The organism is Dyadobacter chenwenxiniae (assembly GCF_022869785.1).
Lineage (GTDB): Bacteria > Bacteroidota > Bacteroidia > Cytophagales > Spirosomataceae > Dyadobacter > Dyadobacter chenwenxiniae.
In genome coordinates, this window is sequence record NZ_CP094997.1 from 3,611,358 (window position 1) to 3,636,851 (window position 25,494).

At 45.4% G+C, this 25,494-nt stretch carries 24 protein-coding genes and 1 pseudogene; 6 read left to right on the forward strand and 19 right to left on the reverse strand.

Going from position 1 to position 25,494, the window contains the following annotated elements; all coding sequences use genetic code 11:
- Positions 1 to 644 precede the first annotated feature (644 nt).
- Positions 645 to 2,393: a PKD domain-containing protein gene (locus tag MUK70_RS15385; RefSeq protein WP_234653510.1), complete on the forward strand. Its 1,749-nt coding sequence runs from the start codon at positions 645 to 647 to the stop codon at positions 2,391 to 2,393.
- Between the two features lie 15 nt (positions 2,394 to 2,408).
- Here MUK70_RS15385 and MUK70_RS15390 read toward each other — a convergent pair whose 3' ends face one another.
- The 11 genes and pseudogenes from MUK70_RS15390 to MUK70_RS15440 form a co-directional block, all read right to left on the reverse strand.
- On the reverse strand, positions 2,409 to 2,927 hold the full coding sequence (locus tag MUK70_RS15390) for a DUF4123 domain-containing protein (RefSeq protein ID WP_234653512.1): 519 nt from the start codon (positions 2,925 to 2,927) through the stop codon (positions 2,409 to 2,411).
- A gap of 13 nt (positions 2,928 to 2,940) precedes the next feature.
- Complete coding sequence (locus tag MUK70_RS15395; RefSeq protein WP_234653513.1) at positions 2,941 to 3,573, reverse strand: ankyrin repeat domain-containing protein; 633 nt, start codon at positions 3,571 to 3,573, stop codon at positions 2,941 to 2,943.
- Between the two features lie 43 nt (positions 3,574 to 3,616).
- On the reverse strand, positions 3,617 to 4,612 hold the full coding sequence (locus tag MUK70_RS15400; protein ID WP_234653515.1) for a Tle-like phospholipase domain-containing protein: 996 nt from the start codon (positions 4,610 to 4,612) through the stop codon (positions 3,617 to 3,619).
- Between the two features lie 4 nt (positions 4,613 to 4,616).
- Positions 4,617 to 4,961, reverse strand: coding sequence for a hypothetical protein (locus tag MUK70_RS15405; RefSeq protein ID WP_234653517.1), 345 nt, complete (start codon positions 4,959 to 4,961; stop codon positions 4,617 to 4,619).
- Between the two features lie 165 nt (positions 4,962 to 5,126).
- Positions 5,127 to 5,414 (reverse strand): annotated as a pseudogene (locus MUK70_RS15410) (PAAR domain-containing contractile injection system baseplate protein); the annotation flags it as partial.
- A 7-nt stretch (positions 5,415 to 5,421) separates the two neighbouring features.
- Entirely contained in the window at positions 5,422 to 7,608 is a 2,187-nt protein-coding gene (locus MUK70_RS15415; RefSeq protein ID WP_234653519.1) for a PKD domain-containing protein, read from the reverse strand.
- A 12-nt stretch (positions 7,609 to 7,620) separates the two neighbouring features.
- On the reverse strand, positions 7,621 to 8,457 hold the full coding sequence (locus MUK70_RS15420) for a PKD domain-containing protein (RefSeq protein ID WP_234653521.1): 837 nt from the start codon (positions 8,455 to 8,457) through the stop codon (positions 7,621 to 7,623).
- 22 nt (positions 8,458 to 8,479) lie between these two features.
- A complete protein-coding gene (locus MUK70_RS15425; RefSeq protein WP_234653523.1) occupies positions 8,480 to 9,904 on the reverse strand; it encodes a hypothetical protein in 1,425 nt (474 codons plus the stop codon).
- 33 nt (positions 9,905 to 9,937) lie between these two features.
- Positions 9,938 to 11,248: an OmpA family protein gene (locus MUK70_RS15430; RefSeq protein WP_234653525.1), complete on the reverse strand. Its 1,311-nt coding sequence runs from the start codon at positions 11,246 to 11,248 to the stop codon at positions 9,938 to 9,940.
- Between the two features lie 16 nt (positions 11,249 to 11,264).
- Positions 11,265 to 12,392 carry a hypothetical protein gene (locus MUK70_RS15435; RefSeq protein WP_234653527.1) on the reverse strand — a complete coding sequence of 376 codons (1,128 nt, stop codon included), beginning with the start codon at positions 12,390 to 12,392 and terminating at the stop codon, positions 11,265 to 11,267.
- A gap of 13 nt (positions 12,393 to 12,405) precedes the next feature.
- On the reverse strand, positions 12,406 to 13,344 hold the full coding sequence (locus tag MUK70_RS15440) for a hypothetical protein (protein WP_234653529.1): 939 nt from the start codon (positions 13,342 to 13,344) through the stop codon (positions 12,406 to 12,408).
- 221 nt (positions 13,345 to 13,565) lie between these two features.
- Between MUK70_RS15440 and MUK70_RS15445 the strand changes: the two genes are divergently transcribed.
- Positions 13,566 to 14,315, forward strand: a complete 750-nt coding sequence (locus MUK70_RS15445; RefSeq protein ID WP_234653531.1) for a pesticin C-terminus-like muramidase — start codon at positions 13,566 to 13,568, stop codon at positions 14,313 to 14,315.
- A gap of 16 nt (positions 14,316 to 14,331) precedes the next feature.
- On the opposite strand, the gene MUK70_RS15450 is transcribed toward MUK70_RS15445, so the two are convergent.
- Positions 14,332 to 15,117 (reverse strand): helix-turn-helix transcriptional regulator, encoded by a 786-nt coding sequence (locus tag MUK70_RS15450; protein WP_234653533.1) that lies wholly within the window; start codon positions 15,115 to 15,117, stop codon positions 14,332 to 14,334.
- A 71-nt stretch (positions 15,118 to 15,188) separates the two neighbouring features.
- Here MUK70_RS15450 and MUK70_RS15455 point away from each other — a divergent pair, with 71 nt between their 5' ends.
- Together MUK70_RS15455 and MUK70_RS15460 are read left to right on the forward strand one after the other, a co-directional pair.
- Positions 15,189 to 15,962: a sensor histidine kinase gene (locus MUK70_RS15455; protein ID WP_234653535.1), complete on the forward strand. Its 774-nt coding sequence runs from the start codon at positions 15,189 to 15,191 to the stop codon at positions 15,960 to 15,962.
- 119 nt (positions 15,963 to 16,081) lie between these two features.
- Complete coding sequence (locus MUK70_RS15460; RefSeq protein WP_234653537.1) at positions 16,082 to 16,735, forward strand: response regulator transcription factor; 654 nt, start codon at positions 16,082 to 16,084, stop codon at positions 16,733 to 16,735.
- Here MUK70_RS15460 and MUK70_RS15465 read toward each other — a convergent pair.
- From MUK70_RS15465 to MUK70_RS15495, 7 genes are all read right to left on the reverse strand, one after another.
- Entirely contained in the window at positions 16,732 to 18,324 is a 1,593-nt protein-coding gene (locus MUK70_RS15465; protein WP_234653539.1) for a TonB family protein, read from the reverse strand. The genes MUK70_RS15460 and MUK70_RS15465 overlap by 4 nt on opposite strands.
- Positions 18,325 to 18,358: 34 nt before the next feature.
- Positions 18,359 to 19,399 (reverse strand): PP2C family protein-serine/threonine phosphatase, encoded by a 1,041-nt coding sequence (locus tag MUK70_RS15470; protein WP_234653541.1) that lies wholly within the window; start codon positions 19,397 to 19,399, stop codon positions 18,359 to 18,361.
- 41 nt (positions 19,400 to 19,440) lie between these two features.
- Positions 19,441 to 20,121 (reverse strand): FHA domain-containing protein, encoded by a 681-nt coding sequence (locus MUK70_RS15475; protein ID WP_234653542.1) that lies wholly within the window; start codon positions 20,119 to 20,121, stop codon positions 19,441 to 19,443.
- Between the two features lie 24 nt (positions 20,122 to 20,145).
- Positions 20,146 to 20,613, reverse strand: coding sequence for a hypothetical protein (locus MUK70_RS15480; RefSeq protein ID WP_244784399.1), 468 nt, complete (start codon positions 20,611 to 20,613; stop codon positions 20,146 to 20,148).
- On the reverse strand, positions 20,573 to 20,872 hold the full coding sequence (locus tag MUK70_RS15485; RefSeq protein ID WP_244784401.1) for a hypothetical protein: 300 nt from the start codon (positions 20,870 to 20,872) through the stop codon (positions 20,573 to 20,575). Before MUK70_RS15485 ends, MUK70_RS15480 begins: the two co-directional genes overlap by 41 nt.
- Positions 20,873 to 21,038: 166 nt before the next feature.
- Positions 21,039 to 21,539 (reverse strand): hypothetical protein, encoded by a 501-nt coding sequence (locus MUK70_RS15490; RefSeq protein WP_244784403.1) that lies wholly within the window; start codon positions 21,537 to 21,539, stop codon positions 21,039 to 21,041.
- Between the two features lie 17 nt (positions 21,540 to 21,556).
- On the reverse strand, positions 21,557 to 22,291 hold the full coding sequence (locus MUK70_RS15495; RefSeq protein WP_234653546.1) for an FHA domain-containing protein: 735 nt from the start codon (positions 22,289 to 22,291) through the stop codon (positions 21,557 to 21,559).
- Between the two features lie 143 nt (positions 22,292 to 22,434).
- Between MUK70_RS15495 and MUK70_RS15500 the strand changes: the two genes are divergently transcribed.
- Together MUK70_RS15500 and MUK70_RS15505 are read left to right on the forward strand one after the other, a co-directional pair.
- Positions 22,435 to 24,933 (forward strand): ATP-dependent Clp protease ATP-binding subunit, encoded by a 2,499-nt coding sequence (locus MUK70_RS15500; protein WP_234653548.1) that lies wholly within the window; start codon positions 22,435 to 22,437, stop codon positions 24,931 to 24,933.
- A gap of 76 nt (positions 24,934 to 25,009) precedes the next feature.
- A complete protein-coding gene (locus MUK70_RS15505; RefSeq protein ID WP_234653550.1) occupies positions 25,010 to 25,468 on the forward strand; it encodes a type VI secretion system contractile sheath small subunit in 459 nt (152 codons plus the stop codon).
- Positions 25,469 to 25,494 lie beyond the last annotated feature (26 nt).

The window sequence follows — 25,494 nt, forward strand, 5'->3', positions numbered from 1 at the left end:
CGGGGCCTCCTTTGAATTGGCAATCAATCAGGAGGCCCCGCTGGGGCCTTTGCATTAATATTGGAATGTACTTTTCTATAAACAAGGAGCCGCTCTGCGGCTAAACGTACTCTGCGATTTGATCCGACACGTTGGATTATTTTTTTTGAATTAGTTATATATATTTGATTTATTCAAAACCTCCATTCCAATACATATGGGTATCCTGGACTTTAAAGGTCAACATGCTAAACTACCGGAGGGAATTTTTTAATGTGTCGTTAGAGGAGATCGAAAGTAAAATTACTGAACTCGGTTTCAAGGCGGAATTCACCTCTGTTCCGGAGGCAATGGAACATAGGGAGACCTTACTTGCGAGAGAAAAAGGATTTTCCTCCGCAGAATTAGATAATTCTTGCATTACGGAGGATGAGCAATTTCCAGAATCTCTATTCTGAAGAATTTGGCAGGCTTGTTACTCACTCCACCTTAACCCCAATCAACTCCACCTGTAGCACCTCCTCAATCCGCACAATCGTCTCAATCGTAAAATTGCTATCTAAAATACGTCAAATGACGTATTGTTGCGAGCTAATAGTGATTTTATCTTTATTAACGGGAATTAACAGTTTATGGGGATTTCCATTTAAACAAAGATTAATCCAATGATGAAAAATATTATTTTGATGGTTTTGTTGGCGGTCGTCCTCTCCTGTCACAAAGAGGTCGAGTTTCCGGAAGCGGATTTCGAAGTGCCGACGGGAACGATCAAGGCGGGCGTGCCTGCAACGTTCAGAAACACTTCCCGGAATGCCAGTGCTTATGAATGGGATTTTGGGGACACCTCGACCATCGTGACCAGCAGCGATGTCGAGGTTACTCACAACTTCAAGATTGGCGGCGATTTCACAGTGAGACTGATCGCCAAAAGTGGCGGCGGGTCCCATGGAATTTCCAGGCCGGTGAAAGTGGAGAAGCCCGACAGACCGCTCCCCAAAGCAATTTTTGAACTGGACCCGGCCACCGAATGCGCCGCTCCGTGCACAGTATCCATCACCAACTCCTCTATTCATTCCACGTCCTTTACCTGGTTTTTTGGCGACAATACGCCTGTTGAGACACGTGAAGTGAAACTTAGCCGCACTTTCAACGATCCTGGCAGTTATGCCATTACATTAATTGCAAAGGCAAATGGCCTTCCAAATGACACGCTGACCAAGACTTTACGCGTGACTGCGCCGCAGTCTGTGCAACCGACAGCGGAATTTGATATCTCCGGGGACGACTGCACACATAATTGTGATGTCACATTCACAAACAAATCCACCAGTGGGATCACGTATCTATGGAACTTCGGGGATGGAGGTTTATCAACCGATCTTTCACCAAAACACAATTACAAGCGTGCAGGAGCGTATAATGTCATACTTGTCACCAAAAATGGAAGTTTGACCAGCATGAAAAAGAAGACGGTGCAGATCTACGCCAAATGTAAATTCACCAAACAAACAAGGCAGCACCAGATCAGCGGAAATTACGAAGCTCTTTACAGCTACGACGCGAATGACTTCCCGCTTCGAAGTACGGAAATAGAAAACGAAGTTTCGGGTGCTCCGGTCTCCCGAATCGTCAACGATTATACTTACGCAGACGGTTTTCTGACGGTTCGGAATTATTCTTTATCGGTGAGAAACAATAGCCAGGTTGTGGTCGAGATCAGTTCCGGAAGGTTTACTCATAAATATAATAATGACGGATTATTGTCCTCCACCGAAATTTTGAGAACAACCGTCAAGGACCGGAACAATCCTGCCGGGGGAAGTACGATAAGCAGGTCGGCCCTTCAGTACGAGTATCATTCAAATTACAATGTTTCAAAAGTCACTGTTGACGGCACTGTTTACAACTATTCTGAAACCGGCCTGCTCACCTCGATTAACCCGAGCAGTGAAAATCCAAGTGAATTGTATACACTTAAACACCAGAATTTTACCAAAACATACAGAGTCACCAGATATATCATTGCAAATAACCGAATTTCCGAGATCGAGTTTACAGACAATGCAAAGCAAAAATTGGAATATGATAATGAGGGACAATTAATCAGAAAAACTTTCCGGGATCCCGCTCTGGCTTTTGAGACGAATTGTGTTGAGGAATGGAGATATGATAATCAAAAAAATATCAATTTACTCTCCCGCGTATTTCTGGGTCATCCGTCCTACCTGGCACCGGAAGGTGTTATTTTACATAATATAACCAGCTACACGAAGGCGATATACCGCGCCGGATCGATGGATGAAATGCAGGTAAATGAAGCAACCGCATTCACACAATATAACAGCGAAGGCTTCCCTACGAAATCGAATCTTTTCAGCGGGGACAACACCTACTTTTACGAATGTAATCGTTAATCACGCGGGCACATTTCAGCCGCTTACCTCATCATTCAGAATATATTTCAATAAAGAAGCATCCTGGCGATCCACAAACAATTGCGCTTGCCAAAGTGAAAACAGAATGCAAAAAGCAGGATCTTCATCCTCCATAACAAACTGGCTGACAGGCCCGAAAAACTCTGCTAGCTGATCCTGATCGCAAGTAGGCAGAAAAATCCGCAAAACCCGCGGATCATAAAACCGAAAATAAAGCTCCTGTCCATCTTCCGTCTGCACCATGAGAAACCGACGAAAATGTTTGTAAAGCTCCTCAAACTCAGCATTACTCTCCACCCAAAGGCCCCAGGAATTGCCCCACCCCTCGCCCATTACAAACTCCTCAAAGTCGGCTGTATAGGGATACGTAAACAAAAACGGCGCCACAGAAGGAAGAATCTCATCCTGTCCCTCCTTGTTGCGGTAAAGCGACGCGTGCAAAGGATTAAGTTCCCGTGCCCGATCCATTGCATCTTCCATGCGGGCTGCGTCTAGGAGGAGGTGGGTTGGCATGGAATAAGGTTATCTAGTGGTATATGAATTCCTCCAGGATCTTCTGTTGCCAGAAATACGCCTTAGACTTGATTGGAAGCTGGTCATTGGAAATCATAAAAGCTATTTTAATTCCTCCATCATCCGGTATATCTATATCTGCACCGCGTTGTAGAAATTTATACGCCAGTTCATAATTACCAATCTGGCATAAATAAAAGACTGGAGTCTGATGATGACTATCAACTACATTAATATTGGCACCCGCATCTATTAATTCCAAAGCTCTTTCAAACTGTGAAACTCTTAATGCATTATGTACCGGACTAAGCCCTTTATAATCTTTCAATTCAAAATCTCCTTTACCAATAAGAAGCTGATAATAAAAATTTGAATCATCTTTTATTGCCAAATTCAGTAAAAAAGTTAGATATGAGCCATTTTGATAAATCGGCACGTTTGGATCCGCTGAGTGATTTATCAGCCACTTAAAAGATTTTTTTTTATTTTTTAAATAGGCTAGATTAATAAATGTCAATCCACCTTCATTCAGATGATTTATATTAGATTCGTTTAAATGACTTTCCAGATAATTCAAATCCTCATTGCAAACAGCTTCTGCTATTTTACAATCTTCTCCTCGGAATAAATCACTGTTTTGTGTCATAATAAAAAAATAGTACGCAATAGCAAATATAACAGTAAATATGCTACCCAAGCATAGACGTATCTTTACCGATTGACAAGATATATTCATCCATATTTTTTTCATATTCAAAGTTGACAATCATTTGATCAACACTATGCCCCTGCAAGGCCATGTTCCCACTCTTACGCAGGCCATAGACCACTGATAATATGGGTGAGAGAAAACTAAGGGCAATTACAGGAATAATTAACGCAAGCCATGAATGTTGATCCATATTCGGAACATTAACATCGAATCTGTTGCCTATGGCTTTTGGAGTAAGCGAAAAATTGTCCTGTATGTTATTAAGCGGGTCGCTTTTAGAATAAAATGCGTCAATGTTCTTAGCCCTGGCTTCAAATACCTCGGGATCAATCCCTAAGCGCTTTACTGTCGCCATGTTGAGCCCCGCAGAGTTAATAGTTGAAGCTTTACTGCCCGTAACAGTGCTTGCCGCAGAAGCAAGTCCTCCTCCCAATGAATGGCCAGTGAACTCTACGTTTGCAGTCCCAACTCTGTTTTGAATCCTTTTAGCTATTTCCATAGCATAGTTATATTGTTCTGACTTTTTTCCCAAACCTTGTTTGATATTGTGTTCCATATCAGTAACGGAATCAGTTCCTGCAAAAGCGACGACATATTTTGGAGGAGGAGATTTAAAACTAGGTTTATAAATTGCTGCTTTAAAATCGCTGATGGGATCTATTAAATCTGACTTATTAATACCAATCGAATTAAGTTCCGCTTCATCAAGTTTATGCCAACCCTCGGGTTGACCTTCAATAGGTGATATAAAATTCTTGTCTGCATCATAAACATCCTTACTCAGTTTGGCATTTTCTACTGCCCGACTGTTTCGTTCTAACCTTTCAGCAGCTAACATCAAAATTTCATTACCACTTTGCTTACCCTCGTAAATTAGAGATTGCCTTCTAAGATACCTGCTCTCCTTGTTCGGTTGTTTAGAAATACAATTTTCAGCACATCCCAATGCTTTTTGAGTAAACAGAATATCCATTTTTCTACTTCATTGAAAGTGATGGAATTTCAAAGATATACAAGTTAGAATCCGTAGTATCTTCTAATAGTTTATATTTGTATATTTCGTATTCCGGCTTTTCAATAAAATTAATACCATTTAATATACTTAATAAGGTATAAGCAGTTACACTTGCTTCCTGATCAATATTATATTCTATTGCCTGCCTATAACATTTATATGTGAATTGTTCCGCACTGAGACCTCCTAGCAAACTTGGGAAAGTTTTAGTATCAAAAGTTTGCGTCAGGTAGGCAATTACTTTTTTCTGATATGCATTTATTAGGATCAGATCAATTGACTGATACTGCTTTTTATAAATCTTCATAGCTGATTTTTAACATTTCTCGCAAAACGGAACACCATTATCTGCCGCCCTCTTCAATGTGACGGCCTGGGCGACTACCTTCGAAAGGGCATCGGGCATATCTTTCAACCCTGCCGCCAACGCCGCCGGAGGCGCGCCCGCAGCCGCACTCCCCGCATACGTCTCCCCAATCAAAACCGTAGGCAACCCAACCACAATCGTCCCGCCATGTGCGCACATATCCCCCATCCTTGCGGCCGGTTTTCCACCAATAAAAACACCAGTAGAACCAAGCACAATCGTATCAGGCGGGCCGGTGCATACGCACATATCGCCTGAGACCGCGGCAGGCATTCCGCCGATCAGGACGGTTGGGACGCCAGGGCCGATGACCGGGCCGCCTACGTGTGGTACGAGCCCGGTTACCATTGGGCAGACGTGCATATCGCCTATTCTTGCAGCTGGTTTTCCCATTGAGCAGTTAGTATTTGTATTTTACGATATAGGTATTGCGAGATCCAGTCGTAGAAAGCTCCTTACCGTTGAATGTTGCCGTTCCGGAAAAAAATCCGGCACTGTACACATGGCCATCAGGCGACACGCAAATTTTGATTCCCTGGTCTTCGCCTCGTCCTCCACCGGTGATCTGGAATTTGTTTGTTGCCAGGCCATCACCCGCGCCAACCTCTGCTATGATCATATCGGTGCTCCCTTGCGATTCAAAAGGAACCCGGGTATCAAAAGGAAAACTGCCTGTGCCAGGATAGGATCCGGATATTAAAATATTTCCGCTTGGACTAATGGCAATGCCACCAGGATAATCATTGTTGCCATTATTGAAACCGCTTTTACCCCAGGGGATTTCGTTATTTGTACTTCCGTCGGCATTCCATCTGCCAAGGAAAACATTAATATCTCCTCTACTGCCTACACCCAAGGGAGTTAAAGGGCCAATATATTTTCCCGTTACATATACGTTTCTCCCGTTATCAATTACAACATCATATCCGGAGTCTTCATTTGGAGATCCTGCTCGTCTGGACCACTCGAAGCGGCCTGGGTGTAATATCCATTTCGCAACAAAGGCATCAGTCCGACCAAGCGACTCGAGCGGTGGGTCGGACCCTGGAAAGATAATTACATCTTCAAATGTTCCGGCTAAGTAAGCATTTCCGTCGCTATCCACTTTCAAGGCATTAACGCGCTGATTACCAACATGTGTCAAAATAGTAGGCTGCCTGATCATTCCATTATTTGCGTCTACAAAAACAAAAACAATATCCTCATCGAAGGCAGACATCTTCGGGGCTCCGTTGAAAAAATTTATGTTATCTCTTCTTGGATCGCCAGTGAGGTTGCCTGCTAAGTAGACTCTTGGGCCTTCTGGAGTATTATAAAATGCCAATGCTGCACCATCATCATTGTCGGGGCCTCCATAAAGAGTAAACCATTGCCGCACACCTGCGGCATTGAATTTGGCAACGAAGCCATCAGAGTTACCCTGGGGTATTATATTGTTAATTTGTACTGCACCACCGACGAAACCGGTAAGGTATACATTCCCTTGATCATCCAGGGCCATGCCATTCGCAGCGTCATCTTCTACACTTCCATCCACGTATGCCCAGATCATCTGCCCAGAGATGTTATATTTCGCAATGTAAAAATCGTTTTTACCTTTTGAATTGGAGGAAAAAACTCTTCCGTCACCAAATCTGGTTTCGCCTCTCGTTATACCACATATGTATATATTTCCAACTGCGTCAGCAATGATGTCACGAGGCTCATTCCATTCGCTGGAAATACTCACCGCATTAGATTCGCTCTTCTTTATAATAACCGTATCTGTCTTAACATTGCTTTGGCCTCCATCGCCAAAAGCAGTCAGAGTTACGATATAGGATTTAGCTTCTTTGAATGTATGTTTGGGTGAAATCTCTGCGCTCTTCGCACCTTCATCTCCAAAATCCCAGCTATATGATTTCGCACCGGTTGACTTATTTGTGAAAGCAATTTCACAGGGGGCAAAGCATTCATTCTCAGGAAAGGTGAAGTTAGCGATAGGTTTCATTGACTTGACTTCAACTACGATAACCTTTGGTTCGGAAGCTACATTTTCTTCATTATAAGATGTTAACGATACGCTATATTTTCCGGGCTTTTCATATCGGTGTTTCGGATTCTGCTCTTTGCTGGTATTTGGATTAGACGGAGTGCTATTTTCTTCGTCACCGAAGTTCCATAGATAAGTTTTAGCATTTTTAGATAGATTGCTGAATGTCGCCGTAGCTGGCGCTATGCTATCATGGTCGAGCGTAACTGAAAAAATGGCTTCTGGTTTTGAGGCCGGTTTGGCATTCACCACGACTTTCTGTGTGATTCCATGACTGCCTCCGTCCGCACTTTTAGCAATTAGCTTAACATAGTAGTCTTTTCCGTCTTCAAAATTATATTCAATTGGCCCGCTGCCTGTTTTGATACCTTTTCCATCATCAAAATCCCATTCGAGGTTATTTGCATTTTCCGATCTGCTGGTGAATGTTACCTTACAAGGTGCAGTGCAGGTTTCTGGCGCGAAAGTAAATACAGCTACCGGCTGCGGTGGCAGCTCTTTATGACAGCCGAAAACGATTGCCAGTAACAAAAACTGAATTAAAATTCTTCTCATAGGTTCGGCTTGCTATTTCTTTCTGATGATGAGGGCTTTTGTTTTTTTCTTCATTTCACTTCCCGAAATGGCGGAAAGAGAGATGTTATACGTAACATCTTTGGCGCTGCGTGGAAATGCGTGTGTCGGTGAGTCGACCTTGACCCGGCTCTTATCTCCGAAATCCCACAAATAGCTGGTTGCATTCTTGGATTTGTTGACGAATGAGTAAACAGCTGAATCGGAACGGGTTGTATCTTTTGCAACAATGTCGAAATCGGCTTCCAGTACTTTGGACGCCGTGATAATGGTCACGACTTTCGCAGCGGTGTCGCTTACCGTTTCGTTGAAGGCGGTTAATATGACTTTAAATTTCCCAGCTTTGTTGAACGTATGCTTTGGAGATTGTTCTGTATTCACCGTGCTGCTATCCCCAAACTCCCACTTGAATGTTTGTGCATTCTTAGAAAGATTGGTGAAACCAACCTCGCACGGTGCCTGACAATTGTTGCCCGTGAAACTAAATTCCGCTACCGGAGCAATGGGTGCCGTAATAGTGATGGTTTTTTCTGCGCTGTGGCTGCCATATTTTGCATTACGGATGGTCATTACAACCTGGTACTTACCTGCTTTGTCAAAAGTAAAAGTAGGATCCTGGTCTGATGAAAAGCTCGCGCTATCCTTGAATGCCCAGTCGTATTCCCAATTGTAAACACCTTTATTTACTGACAAATCTTTGAATTCGACCTTACATGGCGCCTGGCAGTCCGTAATCGATGCTTCGAAATCCACCTTTGGAGCACCGGGCTCCTGCATTGAACAGGCGACGGTTACTAATGCAATGAGTATGAGGGCTATCTTGGAAATCATTTCCGTCGGATTTAGAAATCAATTAAAACTGGTAAGTCAAATGAACCCCGGCATATCGTTGGGTACCATTCCACTGAGGGGAGACAACGATCTGCTTTCTCTTCTGCTCGAGCAACTTGTTGTAACGTTTGGCTTCCTTGGCACTTTTACTGCCCACAAACCAGAGCACGCCTCCGGCAATGATGCCGGCGCCTGCCACAAAAATCCCCGGACTTGCAAAAGAGATGAGGCTGTTGGGTCTGGCGTGATAGCTCGCCCGGGAATTGAATCTTTCCCCATTTCTTACGCCCCCGACTTCCGTATCATACCACTTGTCAAAAGCTGCGTTATTTTTATCAATCTCGGACTTGTAATCGTTGTAAGCGCCGTATAAGATCACACCGGTTGCTATTGAAGCCACGACCGCAATGCCTGCACCTGCTCGGATGAGCGTGCTTTCCCGTTTATATTTGGCTGCTTTTCTCTCCAGAGAGGCCAGTTCTGCATTCAAAGTCACTGTTCGCCTGTCCTTGGGAGCGGTCGGAACCATTTCTGGCGACTTCTCGGCTGGCTTTACTGTGGCGGGAGTTTCCTTTTTCGGCTCTGTTTTTGGTGTTTCTTTCTTTTCCGGACCCTCTGGTTTTTTCAATTCAGCCACAGGCACTTCTTCCTTGATCGTGCTTTTGGCAGGAGCTTCTTTTTTGGGCACATTATCCGGTTCTTTGTTCGCTACCGCCGTCACCGCCGCTTTTTCCGGAACAACAGTCGCTGTTTTTTTAGGTTCCTCGGGCTTTTTCGCTTCCTCTATCTTTTTGGTTTCTTCCGGTTTTTTAACCGCAACCGGTGCTGATGCAACAACCGGCGCTGTTGCCGTTGGTGCGGTTGCAACTGTGTTTGCTGATGGCTGATAATAGCCGATCCGTGTTATCAGCACGATCCATTGCTTGTCTGGCTTGTCTGCACGCAATTCCGCTACCCTATATACGTTTTCGTATTTGGTTGCCTTTTGGCGGTGTGTATTGGTGAAATGTGTTTTGAAGGTAACTTGCACATAGGGATATTCCTTTTGTTGCACCTGACCAACCGCGACCTCCGAAATTTTGATACTGTATTTGGGGCTTTTGTTATAATACAATTTAAGATCGTCCAGATACTTGCGGATCGGCAGGTCCGGCCCTGACTTTTTTACAGTATTATCCGGGTTGACATCATCTTCCACCATGGCCTTGTCTCCATAAAAAACCTGATTCTGGCTCGGCAGATAGCTGTCGTAAATCAAAAGCTGTTTGTTGCTTTCGGTAATGTTGTCCAGGGCGACGGTGTTCAGCAGGTCGTTGAGCTGCACTTCTACAACCTTCCTGGCCTCAGCGCGTATCTCTTTAATGTCGGCAGGTGAAAGTTCCTGGGTTTGTGAGAATGCCAAAGCCCGGACGAGTAAATAAAAGCAGGTGGTACAAATCAATCGCATAAGCTATATCGGTTAATGATTTTAGTCTAAATTTTAAGGGAGCATGGAAATTTCGACTCTCCTGTTCAATCGTTTGTTTTCTTCCGTATCGTTTTTCCTGGCCGGATACTTTCCTCCCACCCCAGCCCACAGAATTTGCTTTTCGCTTACCTTCCTCGACAACAGGTAATGACGGATTACCTTGGCCCTAAATTCGGAAAGCGTAATGTTCAGCTTGGTACTGCCCACATTATCGGTATGCCCTACTACCCGTACTTTCTTGTTGATATTTTGTTTTAGCCATTCTGCTAGGGCATCGAGTTTCGCTTTTTCCTCCGGTTTGAATGTGTAATCGCTCTGATTGAAATATATTGTAAGCGTTTCCAGAGAATCCAGCCCCTCTGCCTTTACAGGCTCTATTTCAACTTTTTCAACCAGCGCTTCCTGAACGCGAATGGGTTTATTTCCTACGACCAGGCCCATAAAATTCAGCCCCTTTGTCACTAAAACCTTCTCGGAATGTATTAATGCCATTTTCCTGTCATATACACTAAGGCGATAATTTCCCGCACGCATCATGGCCGAATAGGCCATCTTATCCAAAGCAGGCAACACAATTTCTCCGCCTGAATCCGCGGTGAGTTTACAAGAAGCCACCATTGGATTTCCGGTTATATTTAATGAAAGCATGGTGATTTCCGGCGTAAGTTTAATGTCGTATTTGCCTGGTCTTTCATCCATTTTCTCAATGATCAGGTTGCCTGTGTATTCCTGGTAACCTTCCGCGGAAACGGTAAAGCCCACAATGTCCGATTCGCCAAAAGACATGACTGGTTCTGCATTTAAATCCTTACATTCCTTTTTGGCATTTCTTGTGAACTCGAAACACAAGATCCCTTTTTTCACGGGAGCGCCGTTTACAGCGTCGAAAACAAAAAACTTTCTCACGATGGCCGTCTTCTTCTTTTGCTCATTCTCAACTGTATATTGCGTTTGCTGGCTTTGCATATAGGGTGTATCATTCGCCTGTTCATCAAGTGGTATGAGTGGTATCTTAACAAAAAAGTCGATCCTCTTCCCCGTGTTCTTATATGTTGAAATTCCCGTACTGATCAGGCGATAACCTTTTTTCTCTATAATAAGCTTTGTAGCATCCGAAAGCAGGTCGAGACTAAAACGCCCTTGCTCGTCTGTGGACGAAAGCAATGTGCGCCGGTTTTCTTTTTCAATGTAAAACGATACACCCGACACGCTTGCTCCGGAGCGCACATCATTGGCCTGTCCATTAATACGCAGTGCCTGAGGTGACGCATTCAGGTCCCAGATCACTATACTCAGCAACAAAAGCAGCAAAACCTTTTTCATCAAAATATTAGAATAACTATTCGTCAGCCACCACACCAATGTTCCCGAGCAGCACCGTCCAGTTGGTTTTACTTTGCCCGTCAATTTCTTTTTGATATGCTTCAAGCTTTACCCGAACGCTCTTTTTCGTGATATCACTGTAAAGAATGTTCTGGTTTTTTTCTCCATAGCCGGTGAATGTCTGGTTACCGACAATGGTCCCATAATAGTTGCCATCCTGCTCCTGTTTCAGTTCGCTCACATATTCAATCTGGCTCCATTTAATCTGAACATTTCCATACGGAAGCATTTTCAGGCGTTTGAGATACATTTCCAGCGGCAGCTTTGTTACGCCTTTTCTGTTTTTCGAAGAAACCTCGATTTGTGTTTCAGGCAGAAAAAGCTGCAATGCGTTTTTAATAGCCAAATCCCTTTCATTCATGGAAAAACTCCTGTCTACAATCACTTGCAGATAGTCACTAAATTGTTCCACCTTAGTGATTGATTTTTGCCTGTACTCTTTATATTCCTGTTCGGACAACACAGGCTGTTTTGCTTTTTCGGCAACCGGCTGCGGTGCAGTGACCACTTTCGCGGGTGGCACATTGGCCCGTTTGGATGCAGGCTTGCTATATTTCAGCACTTTGTCGGCGGCGGCGCTAAGTAAATTTTCGGCTTCCTCAGCATCTTTTAACAATTGATGTCTGCCGTCCTGATAAATGATGGCTACCAGGTCATTTTTATTAATGGACGCAGGTTTATTGTCTTCTGTGAGATAGTTGATGGCATCATTTTCCATCCTGATCGTTGCCGGAATAACTTCAATAGGTGTTGACTTGATCAGCAGATCTGTGGCTGGACCGGTCGCATTATAGAACTTTTCAAGGGACTTTCTGGAAACTTCCGGATCCGCACTAAGATCTTTTATTACAATAAACAAACCATGCGCATTAAAAGCGACCACAACATTCTCGCGGTCAATGCCGCGCCTGATCGTAGCATCACCTTTTGGTTCCAAGAATTTGATCTCCTTATCATTGGCTTCCACAATTCGATGCGGGAACGTATTGCCGTTCCGAAAGTAAAAGCGTTCCTGCGCATATGATGCACGAGAACCAACAAGCAGGACAAGAAATAGAACGACCGTTCCAGAATAAATTTTCATATCAGATCTTTGATCAGTGCTGGCCGGGAAAATGGAGCAGCACTCCTGCGCTTAACAAACCCAAATGCGTCTTGACACTGGTTTCCCCAGGCCTGTAATCCTTATTTTCCCCCAGATTGTAATACCAGTCTGCATTAATAAAGATGGCGTGGCGCGGGCCTTCCAATATTGTTACGCCTATTCCGCCAGTCACGCCAAAACCTAAATCTTTATCCGAACAAGCATCGCAATTTTTCACTGTGGAGCTGCCGTTTGCATCACTGACTTTCAGGCCCCCAGCGCCCACCTGTATGACTCCGAATGCGCCCACCGAAACGCCAATTCTGACCGGGCCTGCTTTTTGGGACGTCATAACAGTCAGTGGTAAAAGCAGCTGCGATTGCGTGCCCTTTATACTGGTTACCTCACCCGTCGAGCCTAGCGGCACAGACACGCCAAACCCTAGCTGTGTGTATAGCGCCTGGATTTGAATACCCAATGCTTTTTTATGCAGACCAACAGCAATGCCGCCACTATAAGCCAATTCAGTTCCTTTAATTAATCCGGTTGATTCGGGCATAAAGGACAATCCCGCCCCTATTCTGGCGCCAGCATACAAGCCGCTTTTTTCCCAGAATTTCTCCTCCGCCTTCTTTTTACTGACGATCAGATCGGTTGGTTTTCTTGCTTTTGCCGTTGCGGTAACGGGCGGGTTTACTTCTTCTATCTCGCCGTTATTCCAAATGATCTTCCACACATCCTTTTTAGGAATGGCATACAGGGGCCCCTTAGGGTCGCTTAATTTTTTGTACGCGATGTCCGTTTTATTTACCTCCTCAATCAGCACTTCCATAATGGTCTGATCGCCTTTAAAGATCTTGTCGGGCTTGCGGACAGGCGTTTGCGCAATTGAGTTACCACAGATTAGTATTGACAACAACAGGATGATATGCTGTGGTAAACGATTGTGCATGGCTGCGTAAAGTTAAGGTAGAAGGGAACTTTGCACTTTTGACAAGCCAAAAATAGGTTGGTCGAAACTGGCAATCAATACGTCAATTGACGTATATTTTGGTAGTATTAACCGTAAAATAACTTTAAAATTTCTCGGTGGATAATAAAAAACAAAGTCGTATTTTTAAACAATAATCAGGTGCCCTGGTCGTATCGCAGCAGTACAAAATACTATTTCATATGGCAAAATATACCTTTACTTATCATCAGGAAATAGGCCACCAGGGACAGAGCTTAGTTCCCCATTTCCCAGGGGGGAAATCGGGTGTTACCATTGGACCAGGTTACGATATGGGGCACCGCACACCTCAGGAAATCTATACAGACCTTACCAATGCGGGTATCGATCCCGAGACTGCATATGCATTAATTGATGCGGCGGAAAAAACGGGCCCGGAAGCTGCGGGCTGGGTGGCGGAACGAGGCGGGATCTTTATTACAGAGCAACAGCAACGGAGCCTCTTTGAGAATGTGCTTGTTCCCGAATATGAGCAGCGCACGATCGATCAGATTGCAAATTTCGTCAGTGCGCATCCTGATTTATTTCCCGAAAATACGGATTGGGAAAGCTTGTCCGGAAGACAAAAGCAGATCCTGTTCGATTATGTGTATAATACAGGTTCGTTATCCAGGTTCCCCGAGCTGACCACGGCCGTATTAAATGAGGATTGGGACACGGTTTCGCTTCATTACGAACGCTTTTCCGATGATCAGCCCCTGGTTTACAGAAATGAAATGTTCTACCGCGAATTTCTTGATCCCGAGTATGTTCATGAAGATGAAGAGGCTGAAAATTTCAACGTGCAGCCGGTTGCAGAAGACCAACGTCTCGACCAGCAGATAGACGAATTGTACTCAGAAGACGAAATTGCCGAAAACACGGATGATGTCCAGACAAAGGATTCCGACGAATGGTATGAGCACATTTAAAATGTGCTAACCTGACTTAAATGAGGTGATACACGGTCAAAAAATTAATCAGTTCCATTGTATCTGCCATGTCTAACTTTTTGAGCATGTTTTGCCTGTGTGTATTTACGGTGTGTGTACTTATGAACAGCTTTTTTGCAATGTCTTCGCTCGTGAGCTTTTTACCTACCAGCCGGGCAATTTCGCGTTCACGATCGCTAAGGCTTTCCAGTTTCTTGGAAATACCTGTTTCATTATTAACCTCATAAATTAGATTTTCGGAGCCATTTGTCAGGTGTAAGTGCTGCCTTCCATCGCGCTTTAAATGTGTAATATCCGAGATTAATGCAAGCAGAAAAGATATATTACCGAAAGGATCACGCTTTAACGCAACTCCCTGATGCATTACCCTGGTTAAACTCCCATCTGGCCGGACCATTCTAAAATCAAAAAGTGATTTAAACGAAATAATCTTATGATCATCCAATTTACACACATATTCAGTAGTCATAGCCGACATGGTTTCAAATCCGACATAGTCCGGAGGGAAGACTTTGGAGAGAAAAAACTGCACTCCTTCCCGCATTATCATGTCGTTGCTCCATCCAATGACGGGCTCAGCATCGCCTAGGCAGCAGAGATAGCGCATCGATTGAATGTCAATGATGGCTACTGAGGTGTTATTCAAATTCAGGGTTTCCGTCAGGAGTGGATTTTCCCGCAGGTATTCTTCTATTTCTTTGGCTTCCGATTTGAGTATGTCAGATTTCCATATCTTCCTGATCGTAGTCAAATCAAAAGCAATTGGCTGAGTAGAGTTCATTGCATTTAGTGAGGGTTTCTCCCAAATTACTGAATGATCAGTATTGTAGCAATTAAATAGTTAAATGAAATTTGACATACGTAATTTTCGCCCCCGACCTCATGACTAACGTTTCCTCATTTAATGATTATCCCGTGCTTGCCGTCACAAAAACCAGCTCATCGATCAACGAAAAGAATGGTGACCTTGACAGGCATGCTACGAAAAGAGCCGTCCAATTCCTCTCGCAGGAAAGCGCGTTGCTCCATTCTCAACTGAAAAACCAGCGCGAACGCATTGCCAGGGACTTGCATGATGGTATCGGATCGCAGTTAACACACATTATCTCCCGACTCGACATCATGGCTTTCAATAATCAAGCGAGCCAAACGCAACTGGCGGACCTGCGGGACTTTACCAGTGAAACTTTCCAGCAATTGAGGGAGACGATCTGGGTTCTCAATCAGCCTGAGATTCCATACGGTCAATTGACGGAACGCGTCCGCGGGCTGCTTACCCGCATTTCCTGCGAATCGGAATATCCAAAACTGAACATTGTGGCTTACGGAGACAGCGAAGTGCTGCTTTCACCACATGTTGCATCTTCCATTTTTAGAATCGTCCAGGAATCCGTCAATAACGCGATGAAATACGCGGAAGCAACCATGATTTCGGTCTGTCTGGCCATTGACGAGACCAGCTTTACCGTGCTTGTTAACGACAATGGCAAGGGCTTTTGCCCCCAGGAAATCTGTCCCGGATATGGTTTGGAAAATATCAAAAAGCGGGCGGAAGAACTAAACGGAAAGCTCGATCTGAATTCTTCAAAAGAAGGCACAAAAGTGCACGTAGAATTCCCACTTTAACAAACAAAATACGTCATTTGACGTATTTTTTGAGCGATTTCTGATTCGTTACTTTGTAAAAGGGCTATTACCGCATTGCGGTGTCTTTCTCTTTCGTTACAAAGTTAACCCCCTGTTCTATGCCTAAAATCAGTATCGGATTAGTAGAAGACAATCCCACAATTGCCTCAGATTTATGGGAGAAATTGTCTCTGAGCGAAGACATTGAACTTATACTTAAGGCAATAAACGGGAAAGACCTTTTTAAGAAATTAGCCTATTCTGCGCTGCCAGAAGTTTTCTTGATGGACATTGAAATGGCTGAAATGGATGGGATCATGACAACCCGCCTGCTAAAAGAAAAATACCCTTCGGTAAAGATCCTCATTCTGACCATGTTCGACGATGATGCCAAACTTTTCGAAGCAATCAAAGCGGGTGCATCCGGTTATCTGTTAAAAGATGAGAAGCCCCATAAGATCATCAATGCCATATCAGAAGTGCTGGAAGGAGGTGCCCCGATGTCGCCGTTAATGGCCGCCAAAACTTTGGATCTGCTTCGCCAGGGATCCAATGATATTCAAATACAGTCGGTTTCGAAATCAGCGGAACTTACATTAAGGGAAAATGAAATACTCGAATGGCTGGTGCGCGGGCTTAATGTCCGGCAGATTAGCGAAAAACTATTTGTTTCGGACAAAACGATTCGCAAACATCTCGAACACATTTACCAAAAATTGCAAGTAAGAGGAAGCCGTGAGGCGGTCGCCAAAGTTATCGGCAGGACTTATTAATCAAATGTTATGGCGGCAATAGTCCTCACCCGCACGCTGCTTCCGGCTGTTCTGCCGGGGATCCAGCGGGGCATCGCTTTTACAAGCCGGACTGCCTCTTCGTCACAGCCATAGCCCAGGCCTCTGACCACTTGTACATCTTCACGGGTTCCATCGGCATTTACCACAAACGAAACACGCACAGCTCCCGAAATAAAAGACCGGGATGCTGCTTCGGGCATCTGCATATTATTGGAAACCCAGTTTTCCATTGCCAATGTTCCACCCGGGAACCTCGGACTTTCTTCCACCACGTGATACACAGCCTTACTGTCCGTTTTGGGTTTTTTTACCACAGCGGCGGCATTCTTGACCGGGAGTTTTTTCTTAGGCTTTTCAACAGGTTTAATAACAGTCGGCGCAGGCTCTTCTTTCACAACAGGCTTGACTGCTACGACTGGTATGGACCGTGCCGATTTCACTGCCACCGGCTTTGGATCCGCAGTGATCAACACCCACAAAAGCCCGCCAATGACTGCCGCAGATACGATTGCAACAGGCATGAGATAGCTCTTTTTTTTCACAGGAATGGGTTCCGGCTGGGGTTTAGGCTCCTCTTTTATGACCTCCTTCACAGGCTCCGGAATTTGTGGCAGGATCTTGGTCTTTTCGTCAATGACCACAGGCTTTGGTTTCACTGCCTCTGGCTTTGGCATGACCTTCGTTTGCTCATCCACCGCGGCAGGCTCGCCTCCACGAAGGATTGTATACAGCTGATCTACGCTCTTTACCCTGTTTTGAGGATTGATAACCAGGCACGCGTCGATCATCTTTTGGTACATTTCCGGCAGCCCTTTCAGGTCAGGAATAAAATCCAACGCCATCACCCTTTTCATGTATTCAATTCTTCCCGATTCCGTGGCAATGCTGATGTCGTCAGAACGGAAAGGAAGTTTTTTACCATTGAACCAAACATAAATGGCAAGAATACCAAAGCTCCACAAGTCGGCATTCGGCCTTAGTTCCTTTGCTTCCCACTGCTCCGGGGCCGCATAGGCGTACGTGCCGGCGCCTGTGAGATTGGTTACGTAAGACTTATCGTCCACTGTTGCCCTGCGGCTTATTCCGAAATCGGTGATTAACGGAATGAAAAACCCTCTCCTTTCCACAACCAGAATATTCGATGGTTTGAGGTCGCTGTGAATGATCAGGGGTTTCAATTTATGTAAATAGGAAATACCGTCCAGAAGTCCTTCTATAAGCTTGGTTTTCTGCCCGGTGGTAAGGGTGTGATTTTTTAGTAATTGTGCAAGATTGCCATGCTCATAATACTTCATCAATGCAATATCATGCGTCCCTATGCCCGGTAATTTGATCCGGCGGCAATCCATATATCTCGCAATATTCGGATGTTCCAATTGCTTGACCCTTTCATATTCACTCAAAAGGCTGAATTCCTCCATGCCAGGAACGACTTTGGACATTTTAAGAGCAATAAACTCATTCCTGACATTATCCCAGGCTTTGAAAATTTTGCCAAAACCACCCTCGCCGAGCAAGTCGTTGTCGGCATCATAGTCAAAGCGGTCATTGAAGTCGGTGGCATCCATATTGATCAATTCTTAATTCACTTCAGATTCAAACTTAATTGTCTATTTCCTGCACGTCAATCGCCCGGGCGGGAATCTTAACCTGCGCAGTATCAACCTCGTTCACATCGACCTTTGACTCAAAAAAAGCTTTTTGCGCTTGTTTCTCTGATCTGACAAAATGATATATTAATCCACTGCAAAAAATGCCTGCAAAAGTGATCAGGCCAAACAAAACGCCACGCGGCTTTCTTAATGGTCGTTGTGAAATGACCGGTTCAGGCGTGACGGCATTAACCACCTTTTCATTCACCTTTTCCTCCACAACTTTTTGTTGCATGACGGACTCTATTCTGATGAGGTAGGCTGAAAAATTGTCGTTCGTTTGGTGCGCGCATTCGGTCTTTATTGCCTCTAATATTTCGATCGGTTCGGGATGATTGTCCGGGTTGTCACGCAAGTGATACTCCAAAAGGTCGTCGTACAGCTGTTCAAGCACGCCATCGGAACACAGAAAAAAAAAGTCTCCCGCCTGAATGTCGCTGATCTGCATATAATCGGCTTCGTCCGAACGAGAGGCGGTGATGACTTTCGTGATCACATTTCGCTGTGGATGTTGTGTAGCCTGCGCTTCGGTAATCACCCCACTTTCCACCAGTTCGTTTACCCATTTGTGATCTTTGGTTTGAAAAATCACCTTCCCGTTTCGGATATGGTAAATCCGGCTATCCCCCAGATGAGCCAATATTGCACCGGAATCATCAAAGTAAAGCAATGTCAGCGTTGTGGCCATTCCTGCCGTCTCCGGGTCATTTTTTTCGGTTTCTATAAAAGCTTCCCTAGCCGTGTCGACTGCTTTTTGAACAAATGCTTTTGAAACATCAACTTCACCAGTCTGTGAGAAGAACTCGCCGATATGCTTACAAGCAAGAAAACTTGCTACTTCCCCTTTATGCTCACCTCCCACCCCATCACAAACCATAAAGAGCCGGTCCGAAATTGTGGCTTTTCCGGGAGCGGGATAAATGCTGTCCTCATTGTTGGAGCGTCCACCTATTTCGTTAAAACCGGCTGGCTGATGAATTGATATTTTCATTCCGGGAGAGGCTTTAAATTTCCTGACTTATCTGGGTGTTGTTATTTGATAATGACGGTCGGCGCATAGTCCATGTCCTGCACAATTCGGGACGCATCCTGAGCACTGGCAACGGTAATTAATGTTTTAATTACGACTTTGGTTTTGCCCATTTGAATGGTGTCCCCATCTTTGAGATACACCATATCTTTTGGACGCAACGGAGCGGGCTGCGAATTCACGAATGTTCCGTTCGTGCTCATTTGTTCGGGAATACCATTGGTCATTTTCACATCCGACAAAAAGAATTCATAGCTGCCGGTCCTGCTGGGCTTAACCTCCAAAATGCAATGATTGCGGCCCATATAAGGATCGTCCGTATCGATCATGATGTCGCACGGGCGGCTAACGCTTTTCCTGCCAATAACCTGTTTGCCAATTCGTAGGGGATGGGTTTGCTGATCCGCATTTTCGTCGTGGACTACCAGCCAACCCAATTCCGGCGCGGTTGCCTGTGTCCTGCCCGCCGCTGGTCTAGGCGGCTGGGACATGGATGGCTGCGGTGACGGAGCAGCCATTTGTTGAGATGGCGCAGGTGGAGCGGGCATTTGCGGTCTTGCAGGCGGCGGCTGTGCCCCCGCGATCACGGGATTGGGATACCCGCAGTTGGTACATTTCACAATCGGTATAGCGGTGCTGGCTACGGATAGCACGGCGCCGCACTTTCTGCATGCTATTTCCATTTTATTGCCATGTTAACATTTCGCTCAGGCATTTGAATACTCGTCCGACTGATCCGAATCGTTTTTAAAATAAGAATCAAAATCGTCGGTAACATCATCGTCCTCATTCACCGACAATGCTTCATTATCCGGCAGATCCGGTGTATGAAGCTCTTCCTGACCTGACGTTTCCGAAAACAACTGGTACTCCGGTGGGCCCACGGTCATCTCCTCCATCGGCGCGGTTTCCTGGAATTTGATCGTTCCGCTTTCCGAATCGTAAACATAACCTGTCTCGATCTGCCCGTCGTTATCGTGATCCAGACCAACAATCGGCCCGCGATCGTCCGTTAAGTAAGTTATAGCATCAACTGTGTTATCGTTATTGCTGTCCAGGCTTACAACATAACTATCCCCATATTCTACAATAGAAACGGGCAATGACTCAGACGAATGTACGCTTGTAGATTGATTAAAAGAAACCCATATCCGGCCCCACGGGTACGATTTCAAGCTGTGCGATCTCTGCCGCGCTCATTGAAATCGGATCGATTACTGATGCATAAGTCCTACCGCTGGAAGCTTCATAATCATACCGCGTATCCAGCAGCCCGTCGCCATCCGTATCCATGAGCACCATAGGAGACTGGCCATTGATACGCGCCATCAGGATTTCCGCCTGCCCGTCTTCGTCCTTGTCGATCCCTGTCCAGGTCACCGCTCCCCGCTCTGCCACGATCACATTCTGCTGCTCAGCAACTGGCTCAGCCACTTGCACTATATTTTCGACGTGCGGATCAATGATCGGTTGGGCGCCGTCAAGCCATAATGTTTTCTTGTCCTCCGCAACGGATTCCCACTCTTTGTCGGTAAATGTGCTGTAATAGGTGTCCCTCCATGCGAAAAGTCCGGCCGGGCCTACTTCCTTTCTGGCCGTATTAAATGCATCGATAAAAGTCTGCTCGTCTTTCGGCGTTGTAGCAACTTCGGGGTGTTTCCGGAATGTCGATCAGGGCATGAAGGCCGTCTGGTTTAGAATGCTCGCGGGCTAGTTCATGTGGCCTGGAAGGGGGTCTTGGTGGTGGTGGCGTGTGATGTGCGGGCTCCGGATCTGCTGGTTTTACAACCGGCTCCGGCGAGTCAAGATTAAGTTTTGGCGCGTTCAGGTGTGCAATGGACGGAGCGGCTGGAGTAGCTGCGACTTCCTCGTCAGACAAACTCGTGATGACAATGGCTCCCAGGCCTATCGCCAATGCGCCGCCTGCTGCCAGGGTAATTTTCTCCTCTTTTGTCAATGGCCTGAGCACGGGTTTCTTCATGTTGAAAGCCGGCTTTTGAAAATTTAAGGACGGTCTGGGAATGGTGGTCGCAGGCGGAACAGGGTTAGCAGCCAGGTTTTTCGCCCAGATCTGGGTTTTTTCGAAATCTAGATTGTTCATAAGATATCCATATGATATTAAGGAATCAGGGGCTTTTTACATGCCCTGCAATTCTTTGTTTTTTCAAGTAACTCAAAAGGTTGCTGGATAAATGTGTGACAGTGCGGGCACACATAGTTGATTTTGTACCAGTCGTCGAGCCCCATATATTTCTTTTTTTCCTTACTCAATTTCTTTGAACTAATCAAAGCGCTTACCGCGAACCCAAGCGAAATGACGCCACCTGCGTATCCGAATATTTTATAATCCGGCGGCAGCGCCTGTGCCAATGAACCTATTACAGCTCCCATTGGAAAACCCAAACCCTGAATTCTGGAATTGATGGATTCCTGCGCCTGTATTTCTGCGATCCTGTTCCGCTTTTCCCGGAAGTCGTCGCTTACTTTTTTGAGGTTCCAGGCAATCTCGCGTATTTCTTCCTCTTCTGCGGAAGGCTCTTCGGGCTCAGGGACTTTGGCTGTTTGCATCACAGGGACCACCGGCGGCAACGGCCGCGGGTCCAGTATAAGCTCCCATGAAAGCAATGTTTGCCCCAGCTTAATCTGATTTGCAGGTGTAATTTCCTTTCTATACACGCGCATTCCATCCACAAAAGTGCCATTCGCTGATCCCAGGTCCTGAATTTCCCACGTATTCGTTACTGGCGTTATCAATGTGAGCGAAGCGTGTGTGCCGCTAACATCGTGCGTGTTGAGGACAATGGTGTTACCCGGTTTTCGGCCAATGGTAATGCGCTTTGCAGATGGATTCATGAAGTTCAAAAGCCGGTTTCAAGACCAATGCAAGTAGCAAAAAGTGGTAATGCTAAAAAATACGTCAAATGACGTATTTCGCCCGCCCTTTATCTTTAATAACATTGCATCGTTAATTCAATACACCTTCTAAGCGGGTTTTCATGCTGACTTCAAATCTCTCCGACGAACTGATTCGCGCATTGCAGGTTGCCCAGGCAACTGCCAGAGAATACCGGCATGCAACATTCTCACCGTCGCATTTATTGATCGGCCTTTTGCACAATGATGTGGGCATAGGAAGCACACTGGTGGCGTGGGGAACGGACATTCAGTTTATCCGCGACTGGGCCGAATACAAGATTGAGAAATATCCTAAATCGGCGCGTGCCATCGAAGAACCCGCCGGTGACGAAAAGGTTATGAAGACGATGGAAGTTGCGGATGTGATCCGGCTCAAACTGGGAGAACAGGAAGTTTCACCTTTTGCCGTCCTCATAGCACTGACCCGCCCCGAAGTTGCTTTTACTAAAAATGAATTAAAAGCTTTCCCGATAACCGAATCCGTTCTGCTGACCAAAACGCTGGAAGAGGTTCAGTCCATGGATTCCGGCAATAATGGAACAACGTTGCCAAACGGGTCCGCGCAGGCAGCCACCATTGCACCGCCCGCAAATCCACAAAACAAAGCAATAGCGAAATTTTGTATTGACAAGATTGCTATGGCAAAAGCAGGCAAACTGGATCCGATCGTTGGCCGGGAAAAAGAAACCCGGATGATGGTGGAGACATTGGGAAGAAGAACAAAACCCAATGTGATCATTGTAGGTGAACCAGGCGTGGGCAAAACAGCATTGGTGGAAGGATTAACCCACTTGATTATCAACGGAAATGTGCCCGCACATTTGCTCAATTCTCAGCTTTTCCAGCTGGATATGGGCTCATTAATTGCCGGTGCGTCCTATAAAGGCGAGGTTGAGGACCGTTTGAAAAATATTATTGCAGAAATAAAACAATACGAAAGGGCCTTGCTCTTTATCGATGAGATCCACGTTTTAATGGACCCGCAGGGCGGTGTTCCGGGATTGGCAAATCTTCTTAAACCGGAACTCGCAAGAGGCGAACTGACGGTGATTGGTGCTACAACGCTGGACGAATATCGCAAATACATGGAGCGCGATGAGGCTTTCAGCAGACGTTTCGAAATTGTTAAAGTCGACGAGCCGGACGATGTGCGTGCGCGTAGAATGATCGAAAAGGTTGTGCCCCAATTTGAACTACATCATGGCTTAAATCTGGATACAGATGCTGTCAAAGAAGCAGTGATGTTATCAAGGCGATACATTAAAGACCGTCGCCTACCCGACGCAGCATTGGATTTGATAGACCGCACCATGGCCGCACGCAAACTGATGGCCGAAACAACGCCGGGGGAAATTGAATATCTTAACGAGGAATTTAGGAGGTTAAAAGATGAATACAGAGAAGCCGAACCAGCATTATTTCTGGAAGAACTGCGGTGGTTTGAGCAACAATTGCATGATCGGCTAAGCCCTGTTTTGTTGGGACAAATTGAGGAACTCAATGACATTAAGAACATTGAAGACCCGCAGACGGCCATTGAATTACTAACATTACTCCTCGAAAAAGTAGCATTTCAGGGACAGCAACACAAAGAATTGGTTGACAAAACGGATATTGCCGCCGTAGTGGCTTACAAAACGGGGATCCCGCTGGGTAAGATCCAGGTGAACGAGCAAGAGAAGCTAATGCAGCTGGAAGACCATTTGAGGAAACGGGTTGTGGGCCAAGATACTGCTATCGAGATCATATCCAATGCGATCAGGCAGAGCCGTTCCGGTGTAGGCGAGACGGGCAAGCCAGCTTCATTCTTTTTGCTGGGACCGACAGGAACAGGAAAGACAGAGCTGGCAAAAGCGGTTTCCGAATTGCTTTTTAATGATGAAAAAGCATTGATCCGTTTTGATATGTCCGAGTATGCGGAGGAACATACGGTTTCACTATTAAAAGGTTCGCCTCCGGGCTATGTTGGTTATGAAGAAGGTGGTTTGCTCGTTACCCGGATCCGTCAGCAGCCTTTTGCAGTTCTCCTTTTTGACGAAGTGGAAAAAGCACACCCAAAAGTGTACGACATTTTTCTCCAAATCCTGGACGAAGGACGGTTACACGATACATTGGACCGAGAGGGCGATTTTACGAATGCGATCCTGCTGTTCACTTCAAACATTGGTTCTCAGTTTATAGTTAAAGAGTTCAATGAAGGACGTGTGCCTTCGCAGACTGACTTGATACAGAATATGGAAGGCTACTTCCGCCCCGAATTCCTTGGTCGGCTTACAGGCCTGACGCCCTTCCGGCCGATCACGGAAGACACCATTCGCAAGATTTTCAATTTCCAATTGCGGCCATTGCGCAAAAGCCTCGATAAGCTGGGCATCATATTAAGCATCACCGAAGAAGCAGAAAAAGCATTAGCACTGGAAGGTTACAACCCGCAGTTCGGGGCGCGGCCGGTCAGGGCCGTCATCAGCAACCGATTACGACAGCCGCTTTCGCAGATGATCATCTCAGGAGAAATTGGAAAAGGAAGCAATGTGAAGCTAAGCTTTGGAGAAGATAACGCCTACGTTTGGGAGCATTAGTTTGTTTACGTATACAGGAAAACGTCATTCCGTTTGACTAAAATTTTTACCCATAAAATTTAAAATACAAAAGCTTATGGCTGGCCAATTTGACTTCATTCGCCCCGGCGGAAATGTGGATCCCGACGCTAACAAAGGTTATGAAAAGATAGAAGCACTGCCTCCTTCCAGGACATTGTATGTCTCGGCCTTCAACAGCAACCCAGAAAAGGAAAAGGTTACCGGACTGGAAACTATGGAAGCCGTTTTCGAACATTTCAAGCCCGAAGTCGAGGCAGAATTCGAGGATGAGAATGGTGCGCCTGTTTTTGAAACCATTTCTTTTACCAAAATGAAAGATTTCTCTCCCGAGGGAATGTTGGAACAAAGCCCGTTTTTGAAAGAACTTTCGGGGAAAGAATATAATTACGACCGTTTTTATAAAAACCTCAAAAACAACCGCCAATTACAAAAAGCATTAAGCGACCCCGCCACGCGCGCAACGTATCTGAGCGCATTGCAAACGCTGATCGGCGAGTTAAAGGAAAGCTTGTAATCCCTGTTATCTATTTCAAAACATTT

Bases quoted from the DNA above. Each gene is read 5' to 3' on its own strand.
- MUK70_RS15470 (WP_234653541.1), bottom strand. From the start codon at position 19,399: ATGAAAATATCAATTCATCAGCCAGCCGGTTTTAACGAAATAGGTGGA.
- MUK70_RS15475 (WP_234653542.1), bottom strand. From the start codon at position 20,121: ATGGAAATAGCATGCAGAAAGTGCGGCGCCGTGCTATCCGTAGCCAGC.
- MUK70_RS15440 (WP_234653529.1), bottom strand. From the start codon at position 13,344: ATGCACAATCGTTTACCACAGCATATCATCCTGTTGTTGTCAATACTA.
- MUK70_RS15465 (WP_234653539.1), bottom strand. From the start codon at position 18,324: ATGGATGCCACCGACTTCAATGACCGCTTTGACTATGATGCCGACAAC.
- MUK70_RS15500 (WP_234653548.1), top strand. From the start codon at position 22,435: ATGCTGACTTCAAATCTCTCCGACGAACTGATTCGCGCATTGCAGGTT.
- MUK70_RS15395 (WP_234653513.1), bottom strand. From the start codon at position 3,573: ATGACACAAAACAGTGATTTATTCCGAGGAGAAGATTGTAAAATAGCA.
- MUK70_RS15415 (WP_234653519.1), bottom strand. From the start codon at position 7,608: ATGAGAAGAATTTTAATTCAGTTTTTGTTACTGGCAATCGTTTTCGGC.
- MUK70_RS15425 (WP_234653523.1), bottom strand. From the start codon at position 9,904: ATGCGATTGATTTGTACCACCTGCTTTTATTTACTCGTCCGGGCTTTG.
- MUK70_RS15385 (WP_234653510.1), top strand. From the start codon at position 645: ATGATGAAAAATATTATTTTGATGGTTTTGTTGGCGGTCGTCCTCTCC.
- MUK70_RS15390 (WP_234653512.1), bottom strand. From the start codon at position 2,927: ATGCCAACCCACCTCCTCCTAGACGCAGCCCGCATGGAAGATGCAATG.
- MUK70_RS15420 (WP_234653521.1), bottom strand. From the start codon at position 8,457: ATGATTTCCAAGATAGCCCTCATACTCATTGCATTAGTAACCGTCGCC.
- MUK70_RS15460 (WP_234653537.1), top strand. From the start codon at position 16,082: ATGCCTAAAATCAGTATCGGATTAGTAGAAGACAATCCCACAATTGCC.
- MUK70_RS15495 (WP_234653546.1), bottom strand. From the start codon at position 22,291: ATGAATCCATCTGCAAAGCGCATTACCATTGGCCGAAAACCGGGTAAC.
- MUK70_RS15405 (WP_234653517.1), bottom strand. From the start codon at position 4,961: ATGAAGATTTATAAAAAGCAGTATCAGTCAATTGATCTGATCCTAATA.
- MUK70_RS15400 (WP_234653515.1), bottom strand. From the start codon at position 4,612: ATGGATATTCTGTTTACTCAAAAAGCATTGGGATGTGCTGAAAATTGT.
- MUK70_RS15435 (WP_234653527.1), bottom strand. From the start codon at position 12,392: ATGAAAATTTATTCTGGAACGGTCGTTCTATTTCTTGTCCTGCTTGTT.
- MUK70_RS15490 (WP_244784403.1), bottom strand. From the start codon at position 21,539: ATGAACAATCTAGATTTCGAAAAAACCCAGATCTGGGCGAAAAACCTG.
- MUK70_RS15430 (WP_234653525.1), bottom strand. From the start codon at position 11,248: ATGAAAAAGGTTTTGCTGCTTTTGTTGCTGAGTATAGTGATCTGGGAC.
- MUK70_RS15505 (WP_234653550.1), top strand. From the start codon at position 25,010: ATGGCTGGCCAATTTGACTTCATTCGCCCCGGCGGAAATGTGGATCCC.
- MUK70_RS15445 (WP_234653531.1), top strand. From the start codon at position 13,566: ATGGCAAAATATACCTTTACTTATCATCAGGAAATAGGCCACCAGGGA.
- MUK70_RS15450 (WP_234653533.1), bottom strand. From the start codon at position 15,117: ATGAACTCTACTCAGCCAATTGCTTTTGATTTGACTACGATCAGGAAG.